The 19,877-nt window shown below is 54.5% G+C and carries 14 protein-coding genes; 12 read left to right on the forward strand and 2 right to left on the reverse strand.

Annotated features, from left to right (window positions below; genetic code table 11):
• Positions 1-312: 312 nt before the first annotated feature.
• Positions 313-1,395 carry a branched-chain amino acid aminotransferase gene (locus tag KP806_RS18955; RefSeq protein ID WP_224725311.1) on the reverse strand — a complete coding sequence of 361 codons (1,083 nt, stop codon included), beginning with the start codon at positions 1,393-1,395 and terminating at the stop codon, positions 313-315.
• Positions 1,396-1,514: 119 nt separating this feature from the next.
• Here KP806_RS18955 and KP806_RS18960 point away from each other — a divergent pair, with 119 nt between their 5' ends.
• From KP806_RS18960 to KP806_RS18990, 7 genes are all read left to right on the forward strand, one after another.
• Positions 1,515-2,411: a LysR family transcriptional regulator gene (locus KP806_RS18960; protein WP_224725401.1), complete on the forward strand. Its 897-nt coding sequence runs from the start codon at positions 1,515-1,517 to the stop codon at positions 2,409-2,411.
• 121 nt (positions 2,412-2,532) lie between these two features.
• A complete protein-coding gene (locus tag KP806_RS18965) occupies positions 2,533-3,900 on the forward strand; it encodes a serine hydrolase domain-containing protein (RefSeq protein ID WP_224725312.1) in 1,368 nt (455 codons plus the stop codon).
• Positions 3,901-3,999: 99 nt separating this feature from the next.
• Positions 4,000-4,752, forward strand: a complete 753-nt coding sequence (locus tag KP806_RS18970) for a methylenetetrahydrofolate reductase (protein ID WP_224725313.1) — start codon at positions 4,000-4,002, stop codon at positions 4,750-4,752.
• 169 nt (positions 4,753-4,921) lie between these two features.
• On the forward strand, positions 4,922-6,112 hold the full coding sequence (locus KP806_RS18975) for a M14 family metallopeptidase (protein ID WP_224725314.1): 1,191 nt from the start codon (positions 4,922-4,924) through the stop codon (positions 6,110-6,112).
• Between the two features lie 700 nt (positions 6,113-6,812).
• Complete coding sequence (locus tag KP806_RS18980) at positions 6,813-7,775, forward strand: ABC transporter permease (protein WP_224725315.1); 963 nt, start codon at positions 6,813-6,815, stop codon at positions 7,773-7,775.
• Positions 7,776-7,790: 15 nt separating this feature from the next.
• Positions 7,791-8,699 carry a carbohydrate ABC transporter permease gene (locus KP806_RS18985; RefSeq protein ID WP_224725317.1) on the forward strand — a complete coding sequence of 303 codons (909 nt, stop codon included), beginning with the start codon at positions 7,791-7,793 and terminating at the stop codon, positions 8,697-8,699.
• Between the two features lie 41 nt (positions 8,700-8,740).
• Positions 8,741-10,372: an extracellular solute-binding protein gene (locus KP806_RS18990; RefSeq protein ID WP_224725318.1), complete on the forward strand. Its 1,632-nt coding sequence runs from the start codon at positions 8,741-8,743 to the stop codon at positions 10,370-10,372.
• A gap of 129 nt (positions 10,373-10,501) precedes the next feature.
• Here the strand turns inward: KP806_RS18990 and KP806_RS18995 are convergent, their stop codons facing one another.
• Positions 10,502-12,808 carry a helix-turn-helix domain-containing protein gene (locus KP806_RS18995; protein WP_224725319.1) on the reverse strand — a complete coding sequence of 769 codons (2,307 nt, stop codon included), beginning with the start codon at positions 12,806-12,808 and terminating at the stop codon, positions 10,502-10,504.
• Between the two features lie 101 nt (positions 12,809-12,909).
• Here KP806_RS18995 and KP806_RS19000 point away from each other — a divergent pair, with 101 nt between their 5' ends.
• The 5 genes from KP806_RS19000 (at position 12,910) to KP806_RS19020 (ending at position 19,872) form a co-directional block, all read left to right on the forward strand.
• A complete protein-coding gene (locus tag KP806_RS19000; protein ID WP_224725320.1) occupies positions 12,910-14,196 on the forward strand; it encodes an alpha-L-fucosidase in 1,287 nt (428 codons plus the stop codon).
• A 14-nt stretch (positions 14,197-14,210) separates the two neighbouring features.
• Positions 14,211-15,236: a carbohydrate-binding family 9-like protein gene (locus tag KP806_RS19005; protein ID WP_224725321.1), complete on the forward strand. Its 1,026-nt coding sequence runs from the start codon at positions 14,211-14,213 to the stop codon at positions 15,234-15,236.
• A gap of 6 nt (positions 15,237-15,242) precedes the next feature.
• Complete coding sequence (locus tag KP806_RS19010) at positions 15,243-17,882, forward strand: transglutaminase domain-containing protein (protein WP_224725322.1); 2,640 nt, start codon at positions 15,243-15,245, stop codon at positions 17,880-17,882.
• Complete coding sequence (locus KP806_RS19015; RefSeq protein WP_224725323.1) at positions 17,882-18,925, forward strand: glycoside hydrolase family 18 protein; 1,044 nt, start codon at positions 17,882-17,884, stop codon at positions 18,923-18,925. Before KP806_RS19010 ends, KP806_RS19015 begins: the two co-directional genes overlap by 1 nt.
• A 194-nt stretch (positions 18,926-19,119) precedes the next feature.
• Complete coding sequence (locus tag KP806_RS19020) at positions 19,120-19,872, forward strand: C40 family peptidase (protein ID WP_224725326.1); 753 nt, start codon at positions 19,120-19,122, stop codon at positions 19,870-19,872.
• Positions 19,873-19,877 lie beyond the last annotated feature (5 nt).

The following is a 19,877-nucleotide window of genomic DNA, read 5'->3' on the forward strand; positions in this document are numbered from 1 at the left end:
TGCAGTCTGGTTGCTGAGAAAGATAGAAGTCTGTCGTTCTGATGTACGAAGTGCAGTCTGGTTGCAGAGAAAGATAGAAGTCTGTCGTTCTGATGTACGATGTGCAGTCTGGTTGCTGAGAGAGATAGAAGTCTGTCGATCTGATGTGCAAAGTGCACTCTGGTTGCAAGCTAAATGGATGTATAAATGGCTGCAAGATTAGCAGAAAGTAACAAACATGTAAAAACGGCTACCCCGAGGCCGGCGCTCGAATAAGCGGGCATCAATGGTAACCGTTCATTATTAGAAGGTAACTATACGGAGCCTTCCGAGCTACGCGCGGACGACCGTTGCTTCAACCATCCAGCCGAGCGGGTCCGGCAGCTTGCCCACTTGAATGCCGGTCAGCGTGTCGTAAAGCTTCTTCGACAGCTCGCCGGTATTGCCGCCGTTAATGAGCAGCACGTCATCCTTCCAGTTGAGCTCGCCGATCGGCGAAATGACAGCCGCGGTGCCGGTGCCGAACGCCTCTTCGAGCTGGCCGTTACGGTCCGCCTCGTAGAGCTCTTCGATCGTGATCGGACGCTCCACGACAGGAATGTTCCAGTGCTTCAGAAGCTCAATGATGGAGCCGCGTGTCACGCCGGCCAAAATGCTTCCGTTCAACGCCGGCGTATAGACCGTTCCTGCGATTTTAAAGAACACGTTCATGCTGCCGACTTCCTCAATGTATTTGCGGTGCACGCCGTCGAGCCACAGCACCTGGGAATAACCTTTTTCCTTAGCGACTTCCTGCGCTTTAAGGCCGGCCGCGTAGTTGCCCGCGGTTTTCGCCTCGCCGACGCCGCCCTTTACAGACCGGACGTAATCCGATTCTACGAAAATTTTGACCGGATTGACGCCTTCCTTGTAATAAGCGCCGACCGGCGACATAATGATCATGAAATAGTAATGCGTCGAAGGAGCTACGCCCAGCTGCGGCTGCGTCGCGATGATGAACGGACGGATGTAGAGCGATGTCCCCGGCGCCGACGGAATCCAGTCCTGATCGACCGTCAGAAGCTGCTTCAGCGCTTCGATGGCGTCATCGACAGGAAGCTCGGGCACGCTCAGGCGTTCGTTGGAGCGGTTCATCCGTTCGAAGTTTTTTTGCGGTCTGAAGAGCAGCACCCGGCCGTCATCCGTTTTATACGCTTTCAAGCCCTCAAAAATCGTCTGCCCGTAATGGAAAACCTTTGCCGCAGGGTCAAGCACGATCGGCTGATACGGCACGATGCGCGGCGAATGCCAGCCTTTGCCTTCCTCATAATCCATAATAAACATATGATCCGTATAATAATTGCCGAATCCGAGCTGATCGGCCGGCGGTTGTTGTTTTTTCGTTTTGGTCAGTTCGATTGTAAGTGATTGAAGCAAGCGGTTCATCTCCCTTTACTTATCCTTAATTGAATGCTAACACTTCATGCGCTATATTTAAAATATCTATTTTATTGAAGTGTCATACTTTTACGGTATGGATGAACGGGGTGAAGCGAATGGATTTGCGCCAGCTCAAATATTTTTTGACGATTGCTCAGGAAGGACAGGTTACACGCGCCGCGAAGCTGCTTAACATGGAGCAGCCGCCGCTCAGCAGACAGCTTAAGCTGATGGAGGAAGAGCTCGGCGTAAAGCTGTTCGACCGGGGAGGGAAAGGGCTGACGCTGACGGCCTCGGGTGAGCTGCTCAAGCAAAAAGCCGAATCGCTGCTGCTGCAGTTCGACGAATCGCTGCGGGAAGTAAAGGGAATGGAGGAGGGCGTGCGCGGCGTGCTGTCGATCGGCTCCGTCGTCTCCTGCATCTCCCTGCTGCCGAAGCGCATCGAGCAGTTTCGGGAAAAGTATCCGCAGGTCACGTTCAAAATATCCGAAGGCGACCATTTTTATTTGGGCGAGCAGCTGGAAAAACGGGCGATCGACTTGATCGTCGCAAGGCTGCCTTTCGAGGCGCAGACGCATCCTCAGCAGTATTGCGTGCTGCCGCTGCCGTCCGATCCGTTCGTCGCCGTCATCCCGAGCTCGTGGACGGAGTATTCCGGAAAGCAGGCGATCAGCATGAAGCAGCTGGCCGATTTCCCTTTTATTACATTAAAGACAGACAAAACGACCCGCATGCACGAGCAAGTGGTGAATGAATGCAAGCGCCACGGCTTTGAGCCTAATATCGTCTGCGAATGCTCGAGCGTCGCGATCATCATGTCGCTTATCGCCGGGGGAATCGGCGCGACCGTCTTCCCGAAGTCGGTCATGTCTTCCTTCCCGACGACAGTCGTCAAAATGCTCGACATCGAGGACGCTGATTTTCAGTCCGATGTCGGCATTTTATGGCTAAAGGATCATTACTTGCCGGCGCGCTCGAAGCAGTTTATCGAAAGCTTCCGTTCGGCGCCGTAAGCGGACGCGCCTGGAAATTCCGGAAGCAGTCTCCGAGTCCAAAAAAAGTTTGCAAACCGAACATATGTACGGTATGATGAAATTGCAAAAAGTTAATTTTTGGATAACGGAGGTTGATTTGATGCATAAAGCGGGTCTGCTCTCGAATGAAGTGCTGAGCCGGCGTCTGGACGATTACTGTACGACGCTGTCCCGGCAGGGCTATTTGAACGGCTGCGTCTTGGCAGCCAGTGAAGGGAGAATTGCTTTATGCAAGGGATACGGGATGGCTAATTTCGAGCACGACATCCCGAACACCCCCCGGACGGCGTTCCGCATTGGCTCCATAACCAAGCAGTTTACGGCGATGGCTATCCTGATGATGTATGACCAGAAGCTGCTCGACCTGTATGATCCCTTATCCAAATATATGCCTGAATTTCCCGATGGTGACCGCATTACGATCCATCATCTGCTCACCCACTCCTCCGGAATACCGAACTTTACAAGCTCCGAAGCGTATTGGAGCAACATCAGGCTTGCTTCCGGCATCGAGGAGACGATCGCCTCCTTCGCGGACAAGCCCTTTCTGTTCGAGCCCGGTGAGAGGTTCGATTACAGCAATTCCGGATACGTCCTGTTAAGCGGAATAATTGAACGCGTCTCGAAACTGTCTTACGAGGATTACATTTATCGTACGATTTTGAAGCCGCTCGGAATGATTCAGTCCGGCCATGACTCCGCCCGCAAGCTTGTCAAGAACCGGGCCTCCGGCTATGAATTATGGGGAAGCGTCGTTAATGCGGAATTTATCGACATGTCTATTCCGTCCGGCGCGGGAGCCCTTTATTCCACTATTGAAGACCTGTATATTTGGGGACTTTCCCTACACACTCATCGATTAATCAAGGAATCCACCTACGTGCGCATGACAACCCCTTACATGGAACATTATGGTTACGGTCTGTTCCTATATAATGAAGAAATTAATGGTAGATCCCGCAGGGTCGCTGGGCACGGCGGAGGCATTAACGGCTTTATGTCCGAAATGAAGCATTACCGGGACGAGGACCTGACGATTATCGTGCTGTCCAATCTCGCTTCCAACGAGGTTGGAAGGATATGCACCGCTCTTGCCCGAATTGCGCTTGGCGAAGAGGTTGCACCGCCGCCAAGCTATGAAACGATCCGAGTGCACGACCGCGTGCTAAAGGCGGCGGCCGGCAGCTACTCGTCACCGGACGCACCGGATGCGCCGTTCAGCTTGTCTTACGAGAACGGGAAGCTGTATTTGGCTCAGCGGACTTGGTTTAAAGTTGAGCTTTTCCCTTATAGGGAAGAGTCCGGCATTCTTTTATTTTATCCGAACGGGGTAGAAGGCAAGGTTACCTATACAGATGACGGAGAGCTCAAGAAGCTCCGCATCGAAATGTTCGGCGGCGTAAAAACCGCGATTTGCGAGAGGAGTAACCGCGAAGCTGAGGATATTTTGTTCAATTATAAGAAATAATAATAAGTTGACACTATTATCCTTATTGGTATATTGAATATAAATTCGTTATTATGAATTTATATACAAGTATGCATAGCGGAGTAAGGAGACTAACAAGTGAGAATTTCAATAGAGCTCGTACCGAGAGACGAGAAGGCGCTGAAGTCGGAGCTGTCGCTGATCAAGAGCGGCTTCCCCTCGATCAATACGATTAATATACCGGATTTGACCAGATTTGACCTGAGGAGCTGGGATGCCGCCTGTATGGCGAAGAGCTTCTTCAATCATAGCATCCCGCATATACGGGCCATGGACTTTGACTGCACGGATACGGTTCCGTTCCTCGATGCCTTGGAAGCGTATGCGATCAAGGAGCTGCTTGTCGTCACCGGGGATGTGCCGAAAGACGGCGGACGGACGGTGTATCCGACAACGTGTGTCGATCTGATTGCGAAGCTGAAGAAGGAGCATCCGCATTTGAAGGTATATGCGGCCATTGATCAGTATCGCGGCAGCATCCGTGACGAATACGAATATGTACAGAGGAAGCTGGACGCCGGAGCCGACGGATTTTTTACGCAGCCGTTTTTTGATTTGCGCTTGATGGAGCTTTACGCTGAAATGCTGGCAGGCACGGAAGTATTTTGGGGCGTATCGCCGGTCGTGTCCGAAAAGTCGCAGCGTTATTGGGAAACGAGAAACCGTGTCGTGTTTCCGATAGACTTCGCGCCTACCTTGGAATGGAATATCGAATTTTCGAGAAGGGCGCTGGCTTTTACGAAGCAAACGGGCAATCATATTTATTTTATGCCGATTAAGGTAGATCTGGAGGCTTATCTGGAAGGCGTGTTCGAACAAGTGCCGGTATAAGCGATATTCCGAGAACAATCGGCGCATCCCCGCCATACACTATATCAAATGGGCGAATAGGCATGTAACGAGCAGTAGCTGCCAAAGGACGGCACAGAACCGAGCTGCGCAAAGCTGCAGCTAACGGTTCGTGACCAGCGACAGCCGTTTACGCTTTGGGGGTGGGGTTATGATCATTACCGTTCGGAGGGGAGATTCGTTATGGGCATACGGCCAGCTGTTCCGGATGCCGGTTCAGCTGGTCATTGATTCCAATCCTGACCTGAATCCGGGCGCATTAATGCCCGGACAGACGGTAGAGATTCCGGGATACGTTACGACAGACTACCGGGTCGTCTCTGGGGATACACTGTGGAGGATTGCCGGGACGAAGGGCGTTCCCGTTGATTCGCTGATGCTGCTGAATCCCGATGTGCAGCCGAACGCTCTGCGCATCGGCCAGATCATCAAGATTCCGAGCCGCGTGACGGGCTTGGTCGTACAGACGGCAAGGCCGTATGATTACGCCGATATGGTGGAAGATCTGAATCGGCTGGCCGATCTGTATCCTTTTATGCGACGGCAGTCTATCGGTTCTTCGGTCATGGGAAAGTCTATACCGGAAATCCGGATCGGCCGGGGGCCCAAGCAGGTGCATGTGAATGCTTCCTACCACGGCAACGAGTGGATCACGACCCCGGTGCTCATCCGGTTTCTGAACGAATATTTAATCGCTTTGACAGGCGGCGGAAGCATTCGCGGACTGGCGATGAATCCCTTTTATTTGACGACAACGCTGTCCCTTGTCCCGATGGTCAATCCGGACGGGGTGGATCTGGTCGTCGGCGGGGTGCCGGTTGCGGAGCCTTTCCGCAGCGAGGTTCTGGAAATTAATGGCGGCAGCTACGATTTTAGCGGCTGGAAGGCGAATATTCGCGGCGTTGATTTAAACAATCAATATCCTGCTCTATGGGAACGGGAAGCGGCCCGCGGCCCGCGATCGCCTGCTCCCCGGGATTACGCGGGAACGGAGCCGCTTACCGAACCGGAATCGCAGGCGATGGCGGAGCTCGTGCGCGACAGTAATTTCAGCCGGATCTTGGCATTTCACACGCAGGGCGAGGTTATTTATTGGGGCTTTGAAGGGCTCGAGCCTCCCGAGGCGGAACCGATCGTAAATGAATTCGCCCGGGTAAGCGGCTATCAGCCGATCAGATATGCGGACAGCTCGGCTGGACTGAAGGATTGGTTTATTCAGGATTGGCGGCGGCCCGGCTTTACGATTGAGGTGGGCAGGGGCGTTAATCCGCTGCCGCTGACGCAGCTGGAGGAAATTTACCAGAAGAGCCTGGGCATATTGCTTGCGGCACTCTATATGTAAACCGAAAGGCTGTACGGGATGGAATCCTGCACAGCCTTTGTTTGTTTGTAAGTCCGATTTTCAGTAACTGTAATTCATGTATCTATTTTCAGCCTTTAACTCAAAATGATGAAAATAACTGGATTGGATGTATCTAATTCGAGCAGAACGACGAGTATCGTTACTCTGCCGAGATTTTAGATACACCAAATCCAGTTATTTTTGTTACTTGGGGATAAATGGCACAATTAGCTGTACCTAGTACAGTTATTTCCCAGGCTATGAGCTGGCCGGATCACGTGGTCACGCAGAGGCAAGTCTAAGACACTATCGGTTTCAACTCAGCATGCACGGCTCAGCATGCACGGCGACAACCCATCAACATTCATGTAAACGCATACATGTTGATTTTGTTTTCCCCCTTTTTCCCCGCACGAAGAGCCCGGACGAAAAAGGAAAACAGGAGTGGTAACTTTTGCAGACCGCGATATATCAGGGTTTTCGGCACAAAAATGACACATCTTCTTTGTTGTCAGAAAACTCGGATTAGTTCGACTACATCGATTTAGCCCATAATTAATGCGCTTTCATTCCCGGAACGAAAATGACATATTTACGGTTTTTTCATATTTGGTCTATGGTTGTAGATGTAAGCGCCGGCTCGATCGAAATCATTCGCAGCAGCCGAGGCGTCATTTATGAAACCGGAAAGGGGGATTCTATGCAGGAGATTAAAGGTATACTAACGGGAAGCGCGCTGACAAGGCCGGAACGGGTGAAGAGCCGCGGCTTAAGAAAGGTGCTCCAAAACTGGCAGCTTTATGTGTTCATTGCCCCTGCGTTTTTTTATTTTCTTATTTTCTCGTACGGTCCGATGTATGGCATCCAAATCGCGTTTAAGAACTTCATTCCTACCAAAGGGATCATGGGAAGTCCGTGGACGGGATTCGATCATTTTGTGAGGTTTTTTGAATCCTATTACTTCTGGGACTTGCTTTGGAATACGCTCAGCATTAGCCTGTATGAATTGGCTGTCGGATTTCCGATTCCGATCATTCTGGCGCTGGCCTTCAACGAGCTGAAGAGCGGCTTCTTCAAAAAGACGGCCCAGACGGTCACGTACGCGCCGCATTTTATTTCCGTCGTCGTCATGGCGGGGATGATCATTACATTTCTTTCGCCCTCGACAGGCATTGTCGTACATTTGATCGAATGGCTGGGCTTCGACGCGCCGGATTTCCTGACGGATCCGAAGTGGTTCAAAACGATGTATGTATTCTCGGGAGTGTGGCAAAGCGCGGGCTGGGGCACCATCATTTATTTGGCGGCGCTGTCCGCGGTGGATCCGGGCTTGCATGAAGCGGCGATTATCGACGGAGCCTCGCGCTTCCAGCGCGTCCGCCATATAAACATTCCGACGCTTGTCCCTACGATGACGATTCTCCTGATTTTGAGCATGGGCAGTCTGCTTGGGGTAGGCTTCGAGAAAATTCTATTGCTGCAAAACTCGCTGAACATGGAGTCGTCGGATGTCATATCCACCTTCGTCTACCGTTCGGGTCTGGTAGATGCGCAGTACAGCTTCTCGACGGCTATCGGCCTGTTCAATTCCGTGATCAACGCGATCATTCTGGTTGCCGTGAATCAGATTGTTAGGCGCACCAATGAAAACAGCTTGTGGTAGCAGGAGGCGGGAGAAATGATAAGCGCGGTAAAAGAATCCGGTCGGGATAAACTATTTCTGACTATCAATTATGTATACGTATTTTTGGCCTTTATTATTGTGGCCTATCCGGTCATTTATATGATCAGCGCCTCGATCAGCGATCCTAAGCTGGTGGGCTCCGGCGAAATGTGGCTTTGGCCGAAGGGAATTACGTTCGAGGGCTATCAACGCGTGTTCCAAAATTCGAGCATATGGACGGGTTATGGCAACACGATTCTTTATACGGTGGTAGGAACTGCGATTAATCTATTTGTAACGCTGCCGGCTGCGTATGCGCTGAGCCGCAAGGATTTTGCCGGACGACACTTTTTTATGGGCATGTTCATGGTGACGATGTTTTTCGGCGGCGGCCTGGTGCCGACTTACTTGCTCGTTAAAGAACTCGGAATGGTGAATACGATGTGGGCGATCGTCATTCCTTCGGCGGCTTCGATCTGGAACATTATCGTATCCCGGACGTTTTTCCAGTCCTCGATACCGAAGGAGCTGCAGGAGGCCGCACAGATCGACGGCTGCAGCAACATGCGGCTGTTCGCAAGAATCGTGCTGCCGTTATCGATGCCGATTATCGCAGTTATGGCTTTGTTTTACGGGGTGGGCAACTGGAACAGCTACTTCTCGGCGCTCATCTATTTGAACGAAGCCGACAAATATCCGCTGCAGCTCGTCCTCAGGCAAATTCTTGTCCTTCAGGAGATGTCGGCCCAGGGCGGCGGAGCGCTCGACGCTTCGACGGCGTCGGCTCTCAACAACAAAGCGGAAATCGCGGCGCTCGTCAAATATGCCGTCATTATCGTGGCTACGGCGCCTATTATCGCCATCTATCCGTTCCTTCAGCGTTATTTTGTGCAAGGTGTCATGATCGGTTCCGTTAAGGGCTGATCTTGCTCATAAACCATCTAAAAAAGGGAGAGGGTTTTCGGATGAAAAAGCTACAGAAAGTCTCATCTGCACTGCTCGGTGTCACGCTTCTTGCTTCACTGCTGGGGGCATGCGGCTCGCCGAACGACGAAGGGAATGCAAACGGCGGCAGCACGAACGGCACAGAACCGGCTGAGAGCGGGGCTTCCGGAGTCAGCAAGGAAGGTTTTCCGATCGTCAGCGAGCCGGTCACGCTAAAGCTGATGAGCCAGGACGTCGGCGTCGCGGATTGGAACAAAATGACCGTGCTGCAAGAGATGGAAAAGCTGACGGGCATTAAGCTGCAATTTCAGAATGCGCCGCTCGACAGCTTCGCCACAAAGAAAAATCTCGTGTTCGCGAGCGGAGATTTGCCGGACATGTTTTATGCAGCGGATCTAAAGCCGGCCGAGCAGGTCACCTATGGCTCCCAAGGTGTACTCATTCCTCTTGAAAAATATATCGACGAAGGTTACGCACCGAACCTGAAAAAGATTTTTGACGAAAATCCGGATATCCGCAAATCGTTTACGACGCCTGACGGTCATATTTACGCCTTGCCGTACATCGACCAAGCCGCCGTGTGGTACCGCAGCCCGATGTGGTATAACGGCAAATTCCTGAAAGCGCTCGGAGTAACGGAGCTGCCGAAAACGACGGAGGAGCTGTACGCCTTCCTGAAACGGGTGAAGGAGGAAGACCCGAACGGCAACGGCAAGCCGGATGAAATTCCGCTCACCTCCGTGAAGCTGGACGACCTGCGCATGTACTTCTTCGGTTTCTGGGGCATGTACGACACGGTTACCTACGTGGATAAAGCCGGGAAGGTGCATTATTCGCCGCAGGAGGAAGGCTACAAGGGTTATCTGACCTTCATGAACCGTCTATGGCAGGAAGAGCTGCTGGACCACGAGACGTTCTCGCAAACGGACGATCAGAAAAAAGCGAAAGGGAAAAACAATCAAATCGCCGTGTTCAACGACTATTTCCCTTACTTCACCCTCGGCGGCGAGCCAAGCGGCGACAATCCGCTTATGACGCCGGTGAAAAGCGAGATCCCGGATACTCCGGTATACGGCAAGCATCCCGGCATTTCGGCGAACGGCACGTTCGCGATCACAAGCAGCAATCCGGCGCCGGAGGCGACGATGCGCTGGGTGGACTACCTGTACAGCTATGAAGGCGCTACGCTGTTCAATCAAGGTCCGGAAAACGTGCTTTGGAAATACAAAAACAAGGAAACGCACGAGAAGGAATGGCTGCCGGTACCGGGCGGCGGCGACCGCGAGGAGTACCGCGGCACGATTACGCCGAACTACGGCATTTTGACGCCGGGCATCAACTCCAGCGAGCTGAGTAAAGGGCTAAGAAGCGAATTCGACTCATGGATTGAGAAGGAAACTGCGGAGAAGCTGGCGCCGATCGGCAAATCGCCGTTCCCTAACGTGTATTTGACGAACGAGGAGCAAACCGAGGCTTCCGCTCTGCTGTCCGACCTGAATACGTATGTTCAGCAGATGGAGGCGAAATTCGTAACCGGCCAGGAATCGCTGGCAAATTGGGACAAGTACGCAGCCCAAATCAAAAAAATGGGCGGCGACCGCATCGTGGAGCTGTATCAAGGCGCGTACGACCGCTGGAACACGGGCAAATAAGCCCGTCCCGTCAGGGGTAAATCGAGCGAAAGCAGGCCAACCCCGGTCATGCTCTATGGCGACCGGGATTGGCCTGTTCTACGTATAACGTGATTTGCCGAAGCGGGACGGCGAAAGGCGAAAACCGGTTTAAGCTTCTTCGTCCGGATCCGCGGCGGCCGTATCAAGCTGGCCGTTCTCCGAATAAAGCTTGCGGTATTGGCCTGGCGTATGGCCGGTTTCCTTCTTGAATTTCCGGATAAAGTTCGGCGTGTCGAGATAGCCGACGCGAACGATAATGTCCTTTAGCGGGTCGTTCGTCGTTTTCAGCAGATGCATCACCTCGTCCAGCCTTTTTTGCCAAATATACTGGATGAAGTTGAGGCCCATCTTTTCCTTGAAGGAACGGCTGACATGCGAAGGCGAGATCGCGAATTCGAAGGCGACCGCCTCGAGGCTGAGCGTATGGTCTCTGTATCGGTCATCGATATAAGCTACGATCCGGTCGATCTGGGACTGCTCTTCCTTCCGGTTGATGCGTTCCACTTGATTGCAAATGCGGGAAGCGAGATTCAGGAAGCCGCTTTCCAGCTCGTCCAGCGAATGGGTATACATCATATTCGGAGTCATTTCCTGAATCAGATTATGGATGCCGAGCTCGGACGCGGTTTTCAGCATCGTGTTCAGCAGGTCGAAGCATATGCAGCGCTTGAGCAAGGCGGACGCCTCCGCGGTTTGCAGGCTCCTGACGGCGGGAACGATGATTTGCGCCGCTACGTCATAGCTGCCGAGCTTCAGGCTCTGGGATAGCTTCATCAGCGTGTTATTCGGAATCCAGAACGTATGGTCCGGCGTATGGAGCAGCTTCTCGAAATACGTAACGGAGCCGTGGCCGCCGGATGCGCGCATTTCGAATGCGGAGCAGGCTTCGATAAACGACTGGTTGAGCTGATCCGGGCTGTCGTAGCAGGTTCCGACACCGATCATGGGGGTGGCGTCATGCGTTTCCAGCAAATTGCCGCGCACGGCTTCGACGATTTGACGGACCTCTGCGTGCGCCGGCTCCGCCCCGTCCGAATCGAAGCTGACCATCAGCGCGAGCTGATCCGGCTGCGGCAGCTCGACGCCGTAGGCATGCGCATGCAGCTCCGGGAATTCGATCTGGGCCAGCAGCTCGATCATATCCTGACGCTCCCGGATGTCATCCTGCGAATCACCGCTGTCGCTCCATCCGATAACCATGACAAAGTGGTGAGAACGGTCGAAGCGGATGCCGAACGCTTCCTGAAGATCCGGCGTCAGGCTCTGCGCATTCCCGTATTTGAGCAGCATGGACAGAAAATGATTACGGGCGTACGGCTCTTGCAGATCGACGCGGGAGCTGTATTCCGTCAGCGCGGTCCGGATCCGGTCCAGCTCGTTGCCGGCTGGGGCGGATGTATCCTCCGGATGCTTCGGCTTCGTTTTGGAGGCTGCAAACTCCACCAGTGTAGAGATCGGCTGGTACTGCATTCTGGCAAGCACGAGGGCAATCGCCGCGCCGACCAGCACGACCGCGCAGAACAGCAGGACGATGAAGCTGCGGACATGCACGACGCTGCTGAAAAATTGCGAGCTCGGCATGACGGTCACATAGGTCCAGCCGTTATTTTCCGACGTGACGGATACGACCGAGTGCGGCTTGCCGCTTAATATTTTCTCATGGATGCCGGGGGCGAGACCGAACAGCGACTTCGCTTCGGCATTCGTCAAAGCTTCTCCCTGCCGGTTGTCGACGAGAATTTGCCCCTTGTTGTCCAGGATGTAGGTCAAGCCCTGGTAATTGCCAAGCACCGAATCGATCAAGCCCGACAGCTCAGACTCCTTGATCAAATACAGAATCGTGCCGTGCGGACTCGGGCTGTTGGGCGTGATCGGAACAAGGTAGGCCAGCATCGTCTCCTCCAGATGGGAGCTTCGGACGACGGTATCGGCCGGACGCATCGTCGGAAATTTGACATCGTTCAGCTGTTGAACGATATCATCCTTGCTCCAGCTCCGGAAGCTGAAGCTGCTTGCGAATACGTCCAGGCTCGACAGGCCCTTCGCGGAATAGATGTTCGGATCCTTGTGGAAATACAGAAACATCTCGCCGATGATGGAGCTCGTCGCTTTATACTGGTCGAGCGCCTCTATGGCTTCTCCGCTGTAGTAGGAATCGTGAACCCGGAAGGGAGTAAGCCGCTGGTCGTAGGAGACGCGCGAGGCGATTTCGCCCAGCTCCTTCATCCGGCCGTCGATAATCGTTTTGGTCTGCGTCAGCTGATTGAGCCGGGATTGCTCGATTTCGGAACGGAGATTGGAAACCGCGTTTTGGTAGATAAAGATCGTCATCAGAATTAACGGGATCAGCAGGATGAACAAGTAGGACCAGATATATTTTAAAAACAGCCTGGATTTGAAATAGTTCCGCTTCACGTTTTCTGCCCCCTGTAGTCTGCTCGTCTTTTTGTTTGATTGTTATCATACCAGAAAAATATCTTTTGGACATAGGAGAAAAGAGAGGAGCAAAAAGCGTTATGCAAAAATGGTTCGAGGATGCCAAGCTGGGCATTTTCATTCACTACGGCATTTATGCCGTCGACGGAGTCGCCGAATCCTGGTCCTTTTATAACGGCCGAATCACTTATGAGGACTATATGAATCAGCTGGAAGGCTTCACGGCTTCCCGTTTCGATGCGGATCATTGGGCCGATCTAATCGAGAGGTCAGGGGCGAAATACGCGGTGCTGACGACGAAGCATCATGACGGGGTGGCGCTGTGGGATACGCAGTACAGCGATCTGAACGTCGTGAAGCGGACGCCGGCAAAGCGCGATATCGTGAAGGAATACGCGGAAGCCGTTACGGCAAGAGGGCTTCGCCTCGGCATGTACTATTCGCTCATCGACTGGTCGCATCCCGATTATCCGAGCGTATTCGAAGGCGGGAAGGTGCCTGCGGATTTGAGTACGGTCAACAAGTATTCGAGTCCCGTTGACGGCGTTCAGGACGAAGCGAAATGGCAGAGGTTTCTGCAGTTCAACAACGACCAGCTGCGTGAAATCATGACAGGCTACGGGAAGGTCGACTTGCTTTGGTTCGACGGGGATTGGGAGCGGAGCGCCGCACAGTGGAATTTGCCGGATTTCAAGCAGTACCTCAGGTCCTTTAATCCCGATCTCATCATCAACTCTCGCCTGCAGGGCCACGGGGATTACAAGACGCCGGAGCAGGGCCTTCCAATTACGAGGCCGGAGGGGCCGTGGGAGTTCTGCACGACGATCAACGGCTCATGGGGCTATGTCGGGACGGACAACAAATACAAATCGCTGAACCAGATTATCCGCATGTTTTGCGACTGCATCTCGATGGGCGGCAATATGCTGCTCGACATCGGACCGATGGAGGACGGAACGGTCGACAAGCGGCAGGAGGATATTTTGCTCGGTCTCGGCGAGTGGATCCGGACGCATGCGGAAGCGGTCTACGGTACGGACGAAGGCATCATGACCCGTTATTACGCGGGCGGCAGCACCGTCTCGAAGGACAGAAAGACGTTATATCTGTTTGTTTATGACGATCCGAAAGAGAACGTATGCCTGAAAGGCCTCAATAATCCGATTCAAAAAATTACCGCGCTCCATTCGGGCAAGGAGCTGACCCATGAAATCCACGGCGGCGTGCCATGGTTCCAAATTCCAGGAACGACATGGATTAAGATGACGCCGGAGGACGCGCACAATCAGGTCACCGTGCTCAAGCTCGAATTCGACGAAGAGCTGAGCATGTACGGCGGCTCGGGCGCCGTCGTCACGCATAACTAGCTGGAGGGGATCACATGAAGCACAGTGCAGTGCCGGAGCCGGTAATCGAATACGCTCCGAAGCATTATATATGCCGGCGCGCCGTAGGGCCGGCCGTCATCGACGGCCGCATCGACAAGCCGTTTTGGGCCGCGGCCGACTGGACGGACGAATTCGTCGACATCGAAGGCGACCTTCGGCCGAAGCCGGTGAAGCGGACCCGCGTCAAGATGCTCTGGGACGACGAGTATTTTTATTTTGCCGCGGAATTGATGGAGGACCAGATTTGGGCGACGCTTACGGAGCGGGATTCGGTTATTTTTTACGATAACGATTTTGAAATTTTTATCGATCCTGACGGCGATTCGCATCAGTATTACGAGTTTGAGATCAATGCGCTGAACACCGTCTGGGATTTGCTGCTGGTCAAGCCTTACCGCGACGGGGGGCCTCCGGTGAACGGATGGGACATTAACGGGCTGAAGACGGCGGTGCACATTGACGGCGAGCTGAACCGGCCGGGGGCGGCGAATAGGAAGTGGACCGTCGAGGCGGCATTGCCCTGGAGCAGCCTGCGCGAGTGCGCGGCCGAAGGGCGCCGTCCCGAGCCGGGAGAGTTCTGGCGCGTCAACTTCTCCCGCGTCGAATGGCGCGTGGAGGAGCGGGACGGCGAATACCGCAAGGTCGTTAATCCGGACACGGGGAAGCCTTACCCGGAGGATAACTGGGTATGGTCCCCGATGGGCCTGATCAATATGCATTATCCGGAGCTGTGGGGCTATGTCGTGTTTGCGGATGCGGAAGGACCGGATTCGTTCGGGCTGCCGCCGGATGAGCTTATCAAGTGGGAGCTGCGCAAGCTTTATTACCGGGAGCGCAATTACTTCGCAAGCCATGGCGAGTTCACGAGCGACGCCGGACGGCTGATGAAGGATGACGAGCGGTGGAGCATTACGCCGGTCATCGAGACGACACGCACGTTATTTCAAATTTCAGCGCCGTCGGCGGATGGAAGGTCTACCTTCTGCATCCGGGAAGACGGCAAGCTGTGGAGGGAGTGAAGCCGAATGTTACGGACCTCTGTATTCTCAATGGATCAGGGAACGATGGAGCTGATCGAGCGCAAATTCCGCGAGAAGCAGCAGATCGCTCAGGCGAGGGCGGACGAGCTGTTCGGCATTTTCCGGGAGCCTTTGACCGAGGAAGAGATGTGGGCGCTCAAATATTTGTTTGCTTTTATGCCGGTCAACGATTTGGCCGATTACGACGGCGAGCTGTTTTTGAGCCATGTGCGCGAGACGCTGGCCATCCGCAAGCAGGCTCCATGGGGGGAGCGGGTGCCCGATCGCCTGTTTTTGCATTTCGTGCTGCCGTACCGGGTCAATACGGAAAATATCGAGGATTCGCGCGGTATTTTGCACCGGGAGTTGGCAGAGCGCACGAGGAATTTGTCGATGGCGGACGCCATCCTCGAGACGAACTACTGGTGCCACGAGAAGGCGACGTATACGGGAAGCGATTTGCGGACGGCTTCGCCTCTTACGATGATCCGCGCAGCGCGCGGCCGCTGCGGGGAGGAGTCGACGCTGACGGTTGCCGCGCTCCGCAGCATCGGCATTCCCGCCCGCCAGGTGTATACGCCGCGCTGGGCGCATTGCGACGATAACCACGCATGGGTGGAGGCTTGGGCCGACGGCACCTGGTATTATATCGGCGCCTGCGAGCCGGAGCCGCGGCTGAATCAAGGCTGGTTTACGCCGCCTGCCCGGCGCGCTATGTTGATCAACACGCGGATCTTTGCCAATTATCCGGGTCCCGAGGACATTACGCTGGCTGATGAATGGTTTACGGAAATCAATGTTTTGTCCGGCTATGCGCCTGTGCGTACCGTCACTGTTGCGGTGAAGGACGAAGAGGGAGTGCCGGTGAGCGGAGCCGACGTTCATTTTGAGCTGTACAATTTTGCCGAAATGTACCCGATTGCAACGCTGCCGACGAACGGGCAAGGCGAGGCGGCCTTCAAGACGGGGTTCGGGGATCTGATGATCCGCGCGGTGAAGGATGGACGGTGGGGAGAGCGGAAGCTTGCGGCGGAAGGCGGCGAGCGCATCGATATTGTGCTGGACCGGACGGAGCAGCAGACGGGGATCGCAGACTTTGATATGGTTCCGCCGCCAAGCCTGGAGGGAGCGGCTGCCGGGCCGCTTCCGGAGGAGAAGCTTCAGCTCCATCATGCCCGTCTCGAGGAAGGAACAAAAATCCGTTCGGGGTACGAGCAGACCTTCCTGAACGAGGAAAAGGCTGCGGAGCTTGCCCGGACCGCCGGCCTTCCGGAGGAGCGGGTATGGGACGTGCTGCGCAAGGCGCGCGGGAACGGCCGGGAAATCGCCGCGTTTCTTCAGGAGCGCTCCGGCGAATACGGACAGTGGCCGCTCCGGCTGCTGGAGAGCTTGAACGAGAAGGATCTGATCGATACGTTCCGTCCTGCGCTCGACGACCATCTGACCGGAGCCCTGTCGCAGCGCGGCTTGCTGCCGGATGAACTATTCATCCCATATTTACTCTGTCCGCGCGTGCTGTACGAGATGATCGTGCCGTACCGGCAGTTTTTCCAGGAGGCATTCACTGCGGAGGAAGCCGCGGCGTTCCGGGCGGATCCCGCTGTGCTTGCCCGCAGGCTGGATACGGAATGGGAGGTGCGCGGGGATTTGCCGAATCTGAAAGGGAAGGGCAATCCGGTTGGCACCTTCAGGCTCGGGAAGGGGGACCGCGTGTCCCTGGACATTCTGTTCGTGGCGATTTGCCGCAGCTTCGGCATTCCGGCCCGTCTGCATCCAAGCGAACAGACGCCGCAGTACATGACGGACGGGCGCTGGCAGACGGCGGTATTCGCGGGCGGAGCCGGTCTGCCGGCGGAGAAGAAGAAGAGCGGCACGCTGCGCTTGCTTAAGGATACCGGAGCGGATGCGGAAGCGCCTGCACCCTCGTATTCCGAAAATTTTACGTTCGCCCGGCTGGAAAATGGGATTTATAAAACGCTGACGTTCCCGTACGGCAAATCGGATCTCGATGAGGAACCGTTTGAAGTCGAGCCGGGCTCCTACCGGATGACCTCGGGCATCCGTCTGAAGGACGGGACGGTTCTGGGGCGGTTTACTTATTTCACGGTCCGGGCCGGCGAACTGACGGAGGTTCCGATGACCTTCCGGGCGGCGGCGGCGGACATTCCCGTCCTTGGCTCCGTCGATAGCGGCCGTATGCTGACGCTGCCGGACGGAACCGTAAAAACGCTCGGAGAGCTTACGGGAGCGGGCGGAGCAGTCGTTGCCTGGATGGAGCCGGAACGGGAGCCGACCAAGCATTTGCTCCGTGAGCTCGGCGAGCTGGCTTCGTCCTACTCGGAGCTCGGGGCTCCGCTCGTTCTTATTGCAGGCCTGTCTGAGAAGGCGGCGCCTTCTGACGCGGCCGGCAATTCGGCGCTGCCATCTTGCACGGTAAGCGTCAGAGATGCCGCCTCCGCTCCGCTGCCGGACATTTTCGAACGGCCCACCGCTAACGAAGCGGGCTTCCCGCATCTGCTCGTGCTGGACGGCCGGGACCAAATTCGTTACGCGGCGTCGGGCTATAAGATCGGCATGGGGAAGGAAGCGCTGCAAATTTTGGCCGGTGTATACCGGCAGCAAACGGAAGAGGGGAGCGATAGCTGATGGAGAAATCAAAATATATTGCGGCGGGTTACATCTCAGATGCTAATCTGGCCGAGATTACACGGGAAGATTTAGAGAAATTGACGCACCTGAATATCGCCTTCGGACATGTCCGCGGCGATGAGATTGTGACGGAGCATTTGAAGCATAAAGAGCGGCTTTGGGAGATCAAACGCGAGCATCCTGATCTTACGCTGCTGTTGTCCGTCGGCGGCTGGAGCGCCGGAGGTTTTTCCGAAGCGGCATCCACCGAAGCGGGAAGAGCGCGGATGGCGGCTTCGTCGGTGCGCGTCTTGAACAACCTTCCGTTCGACGGCATCGATCTGGACTGGGAATACCCTTGCTACGGGGAAGCCGGCATCGCGTCAAGTCCGGACGACAAGACTAACTTTACGCTGCTCTTGAAGGCGATGCGGGAAGCATTGGACCGCAAAGGCGGGGAGGACGGACGGCATTATCTGCTTACGATTGCGGCCGGAGCCGATCAGTATTACGTGGACGGCACGGAGATGGATCAGGTGCAGCAATACCTGGACTTCGTCCAGCTGATGACCTACGACATGCGCGGAGGGTTTCAAATTTTGACGGGGCATCATACGAATTTGTATACGCCGACCGGCGATTTGTTCCGCATCAGCACGGACGCTAGCGTCAATCTGTTCGTCCGCGCCGGCGTACCCAAGGAGAAAATCGTCATCGGAGCGGCGTTCTATTCGAGGATCTGGCAGCAGGTTCCGGACCGGAGCAGCGGGCTTCACCAAATGGCGGGCAGCACGGGCGGGTACGGGCCCGATTTCACGGCGCTTGCGTCGGACTACATCGATAAGAACGGTTATGTACGGCATTGGGACAACGAGGCCAAGTCTCCGTATCTCTACAACGGCTCCAGCTTCATCTCGTATGATGACGAGGAATCGCTGCTGCACAAGTGCAGCTACGTCAAGGAGAGCGGGCTTGCCGGCATCATGTTCTGGGAATACGGCTGCGACAGGACGCACCGGCTGCTGGATGCCATTTACCGGGGGCTGAACGAGCGGGCGTGACGAAGGTAATCTTTTGGGCCGGAGGAACCAGCTGCTAATAGAGGATAATTTAGGATTAGAGAATTCTCATTATATTCTCATAAAAGACCTCAAATGGCTAGTATTACTAGATTTTTATTCTCATAGGAATAATTTAGGTAAGCCCAAAACTGATATATTTGTTACCAACTCAACTATGGGAGGTCAACAAGTATATGAGTCTATCGCATCTGGGCAAAAAGGTCATCATCGCTGGAATTTGTGTAACGATTGGACTATCGACATTCAGTATCGGGCCGGTTCCGTTCGCCTCCAAGGCGGAAGCTGCCGTAACCTATGAGACGACGGTCATTTACGGGGTCAATCTGAGAGCCGCGGCAAGCACAAGCGGTACGAAGATCCGCCTTCTCTCGAAGGGAGAACAAATTAACGTCATTTCCAAGGTGAACAGCTACTGGCTGAAGGTCAGCACTAAAGACGGACGGACAGGCTACATATCGGCAAGCTCCAAATATACGAATTACAACAGCGGCAGCACGGGAAGCAGCACACCAAGCACTAGCGTGCCTTCCAGCGGCAGTACGAAGGCGGATAAGGTCATCAGCCTGGCCCAAAGCTACATCGGGCGCGTCAGCTACGATTACGGCACGCGGAATACGAGCCGCCTGATCTTTGACTGCTCGTCATTCACGGAATTTATTTTCGCCAAGGTCGGAGTGGATTTGAAGTGGGGGACAAGGCTTCAGAAAAGCCAAGGTACGGCTGTGAGCAAAAGCAATCTCCGCAAAGGGGATCTGGTTTTCTTCGATACGATCGGCTCGAACAACAAAGTTATTAACCATGTCGGCATCTACATGGGCGGCGGGAAAATCATCCACAACACGCCTTCCGTGGACGGTGTAACGATCAGCAGCCTGACCTCCGGCTATTGGGCAGGCCGTTATGTAAGCGCGCGTAGAGTATTGTAATTTCG

Source organism: Paenibacillus vietnamensis (assembly GCF_020169515.1).
Taxonomy (GTDB): domain Bacteria; phylum Bacillota; class Bacilli; order Paenibacillales; family Paenibacillaceae; genus Pristimantibacillus; species Pristimantibacillus vietnamensis.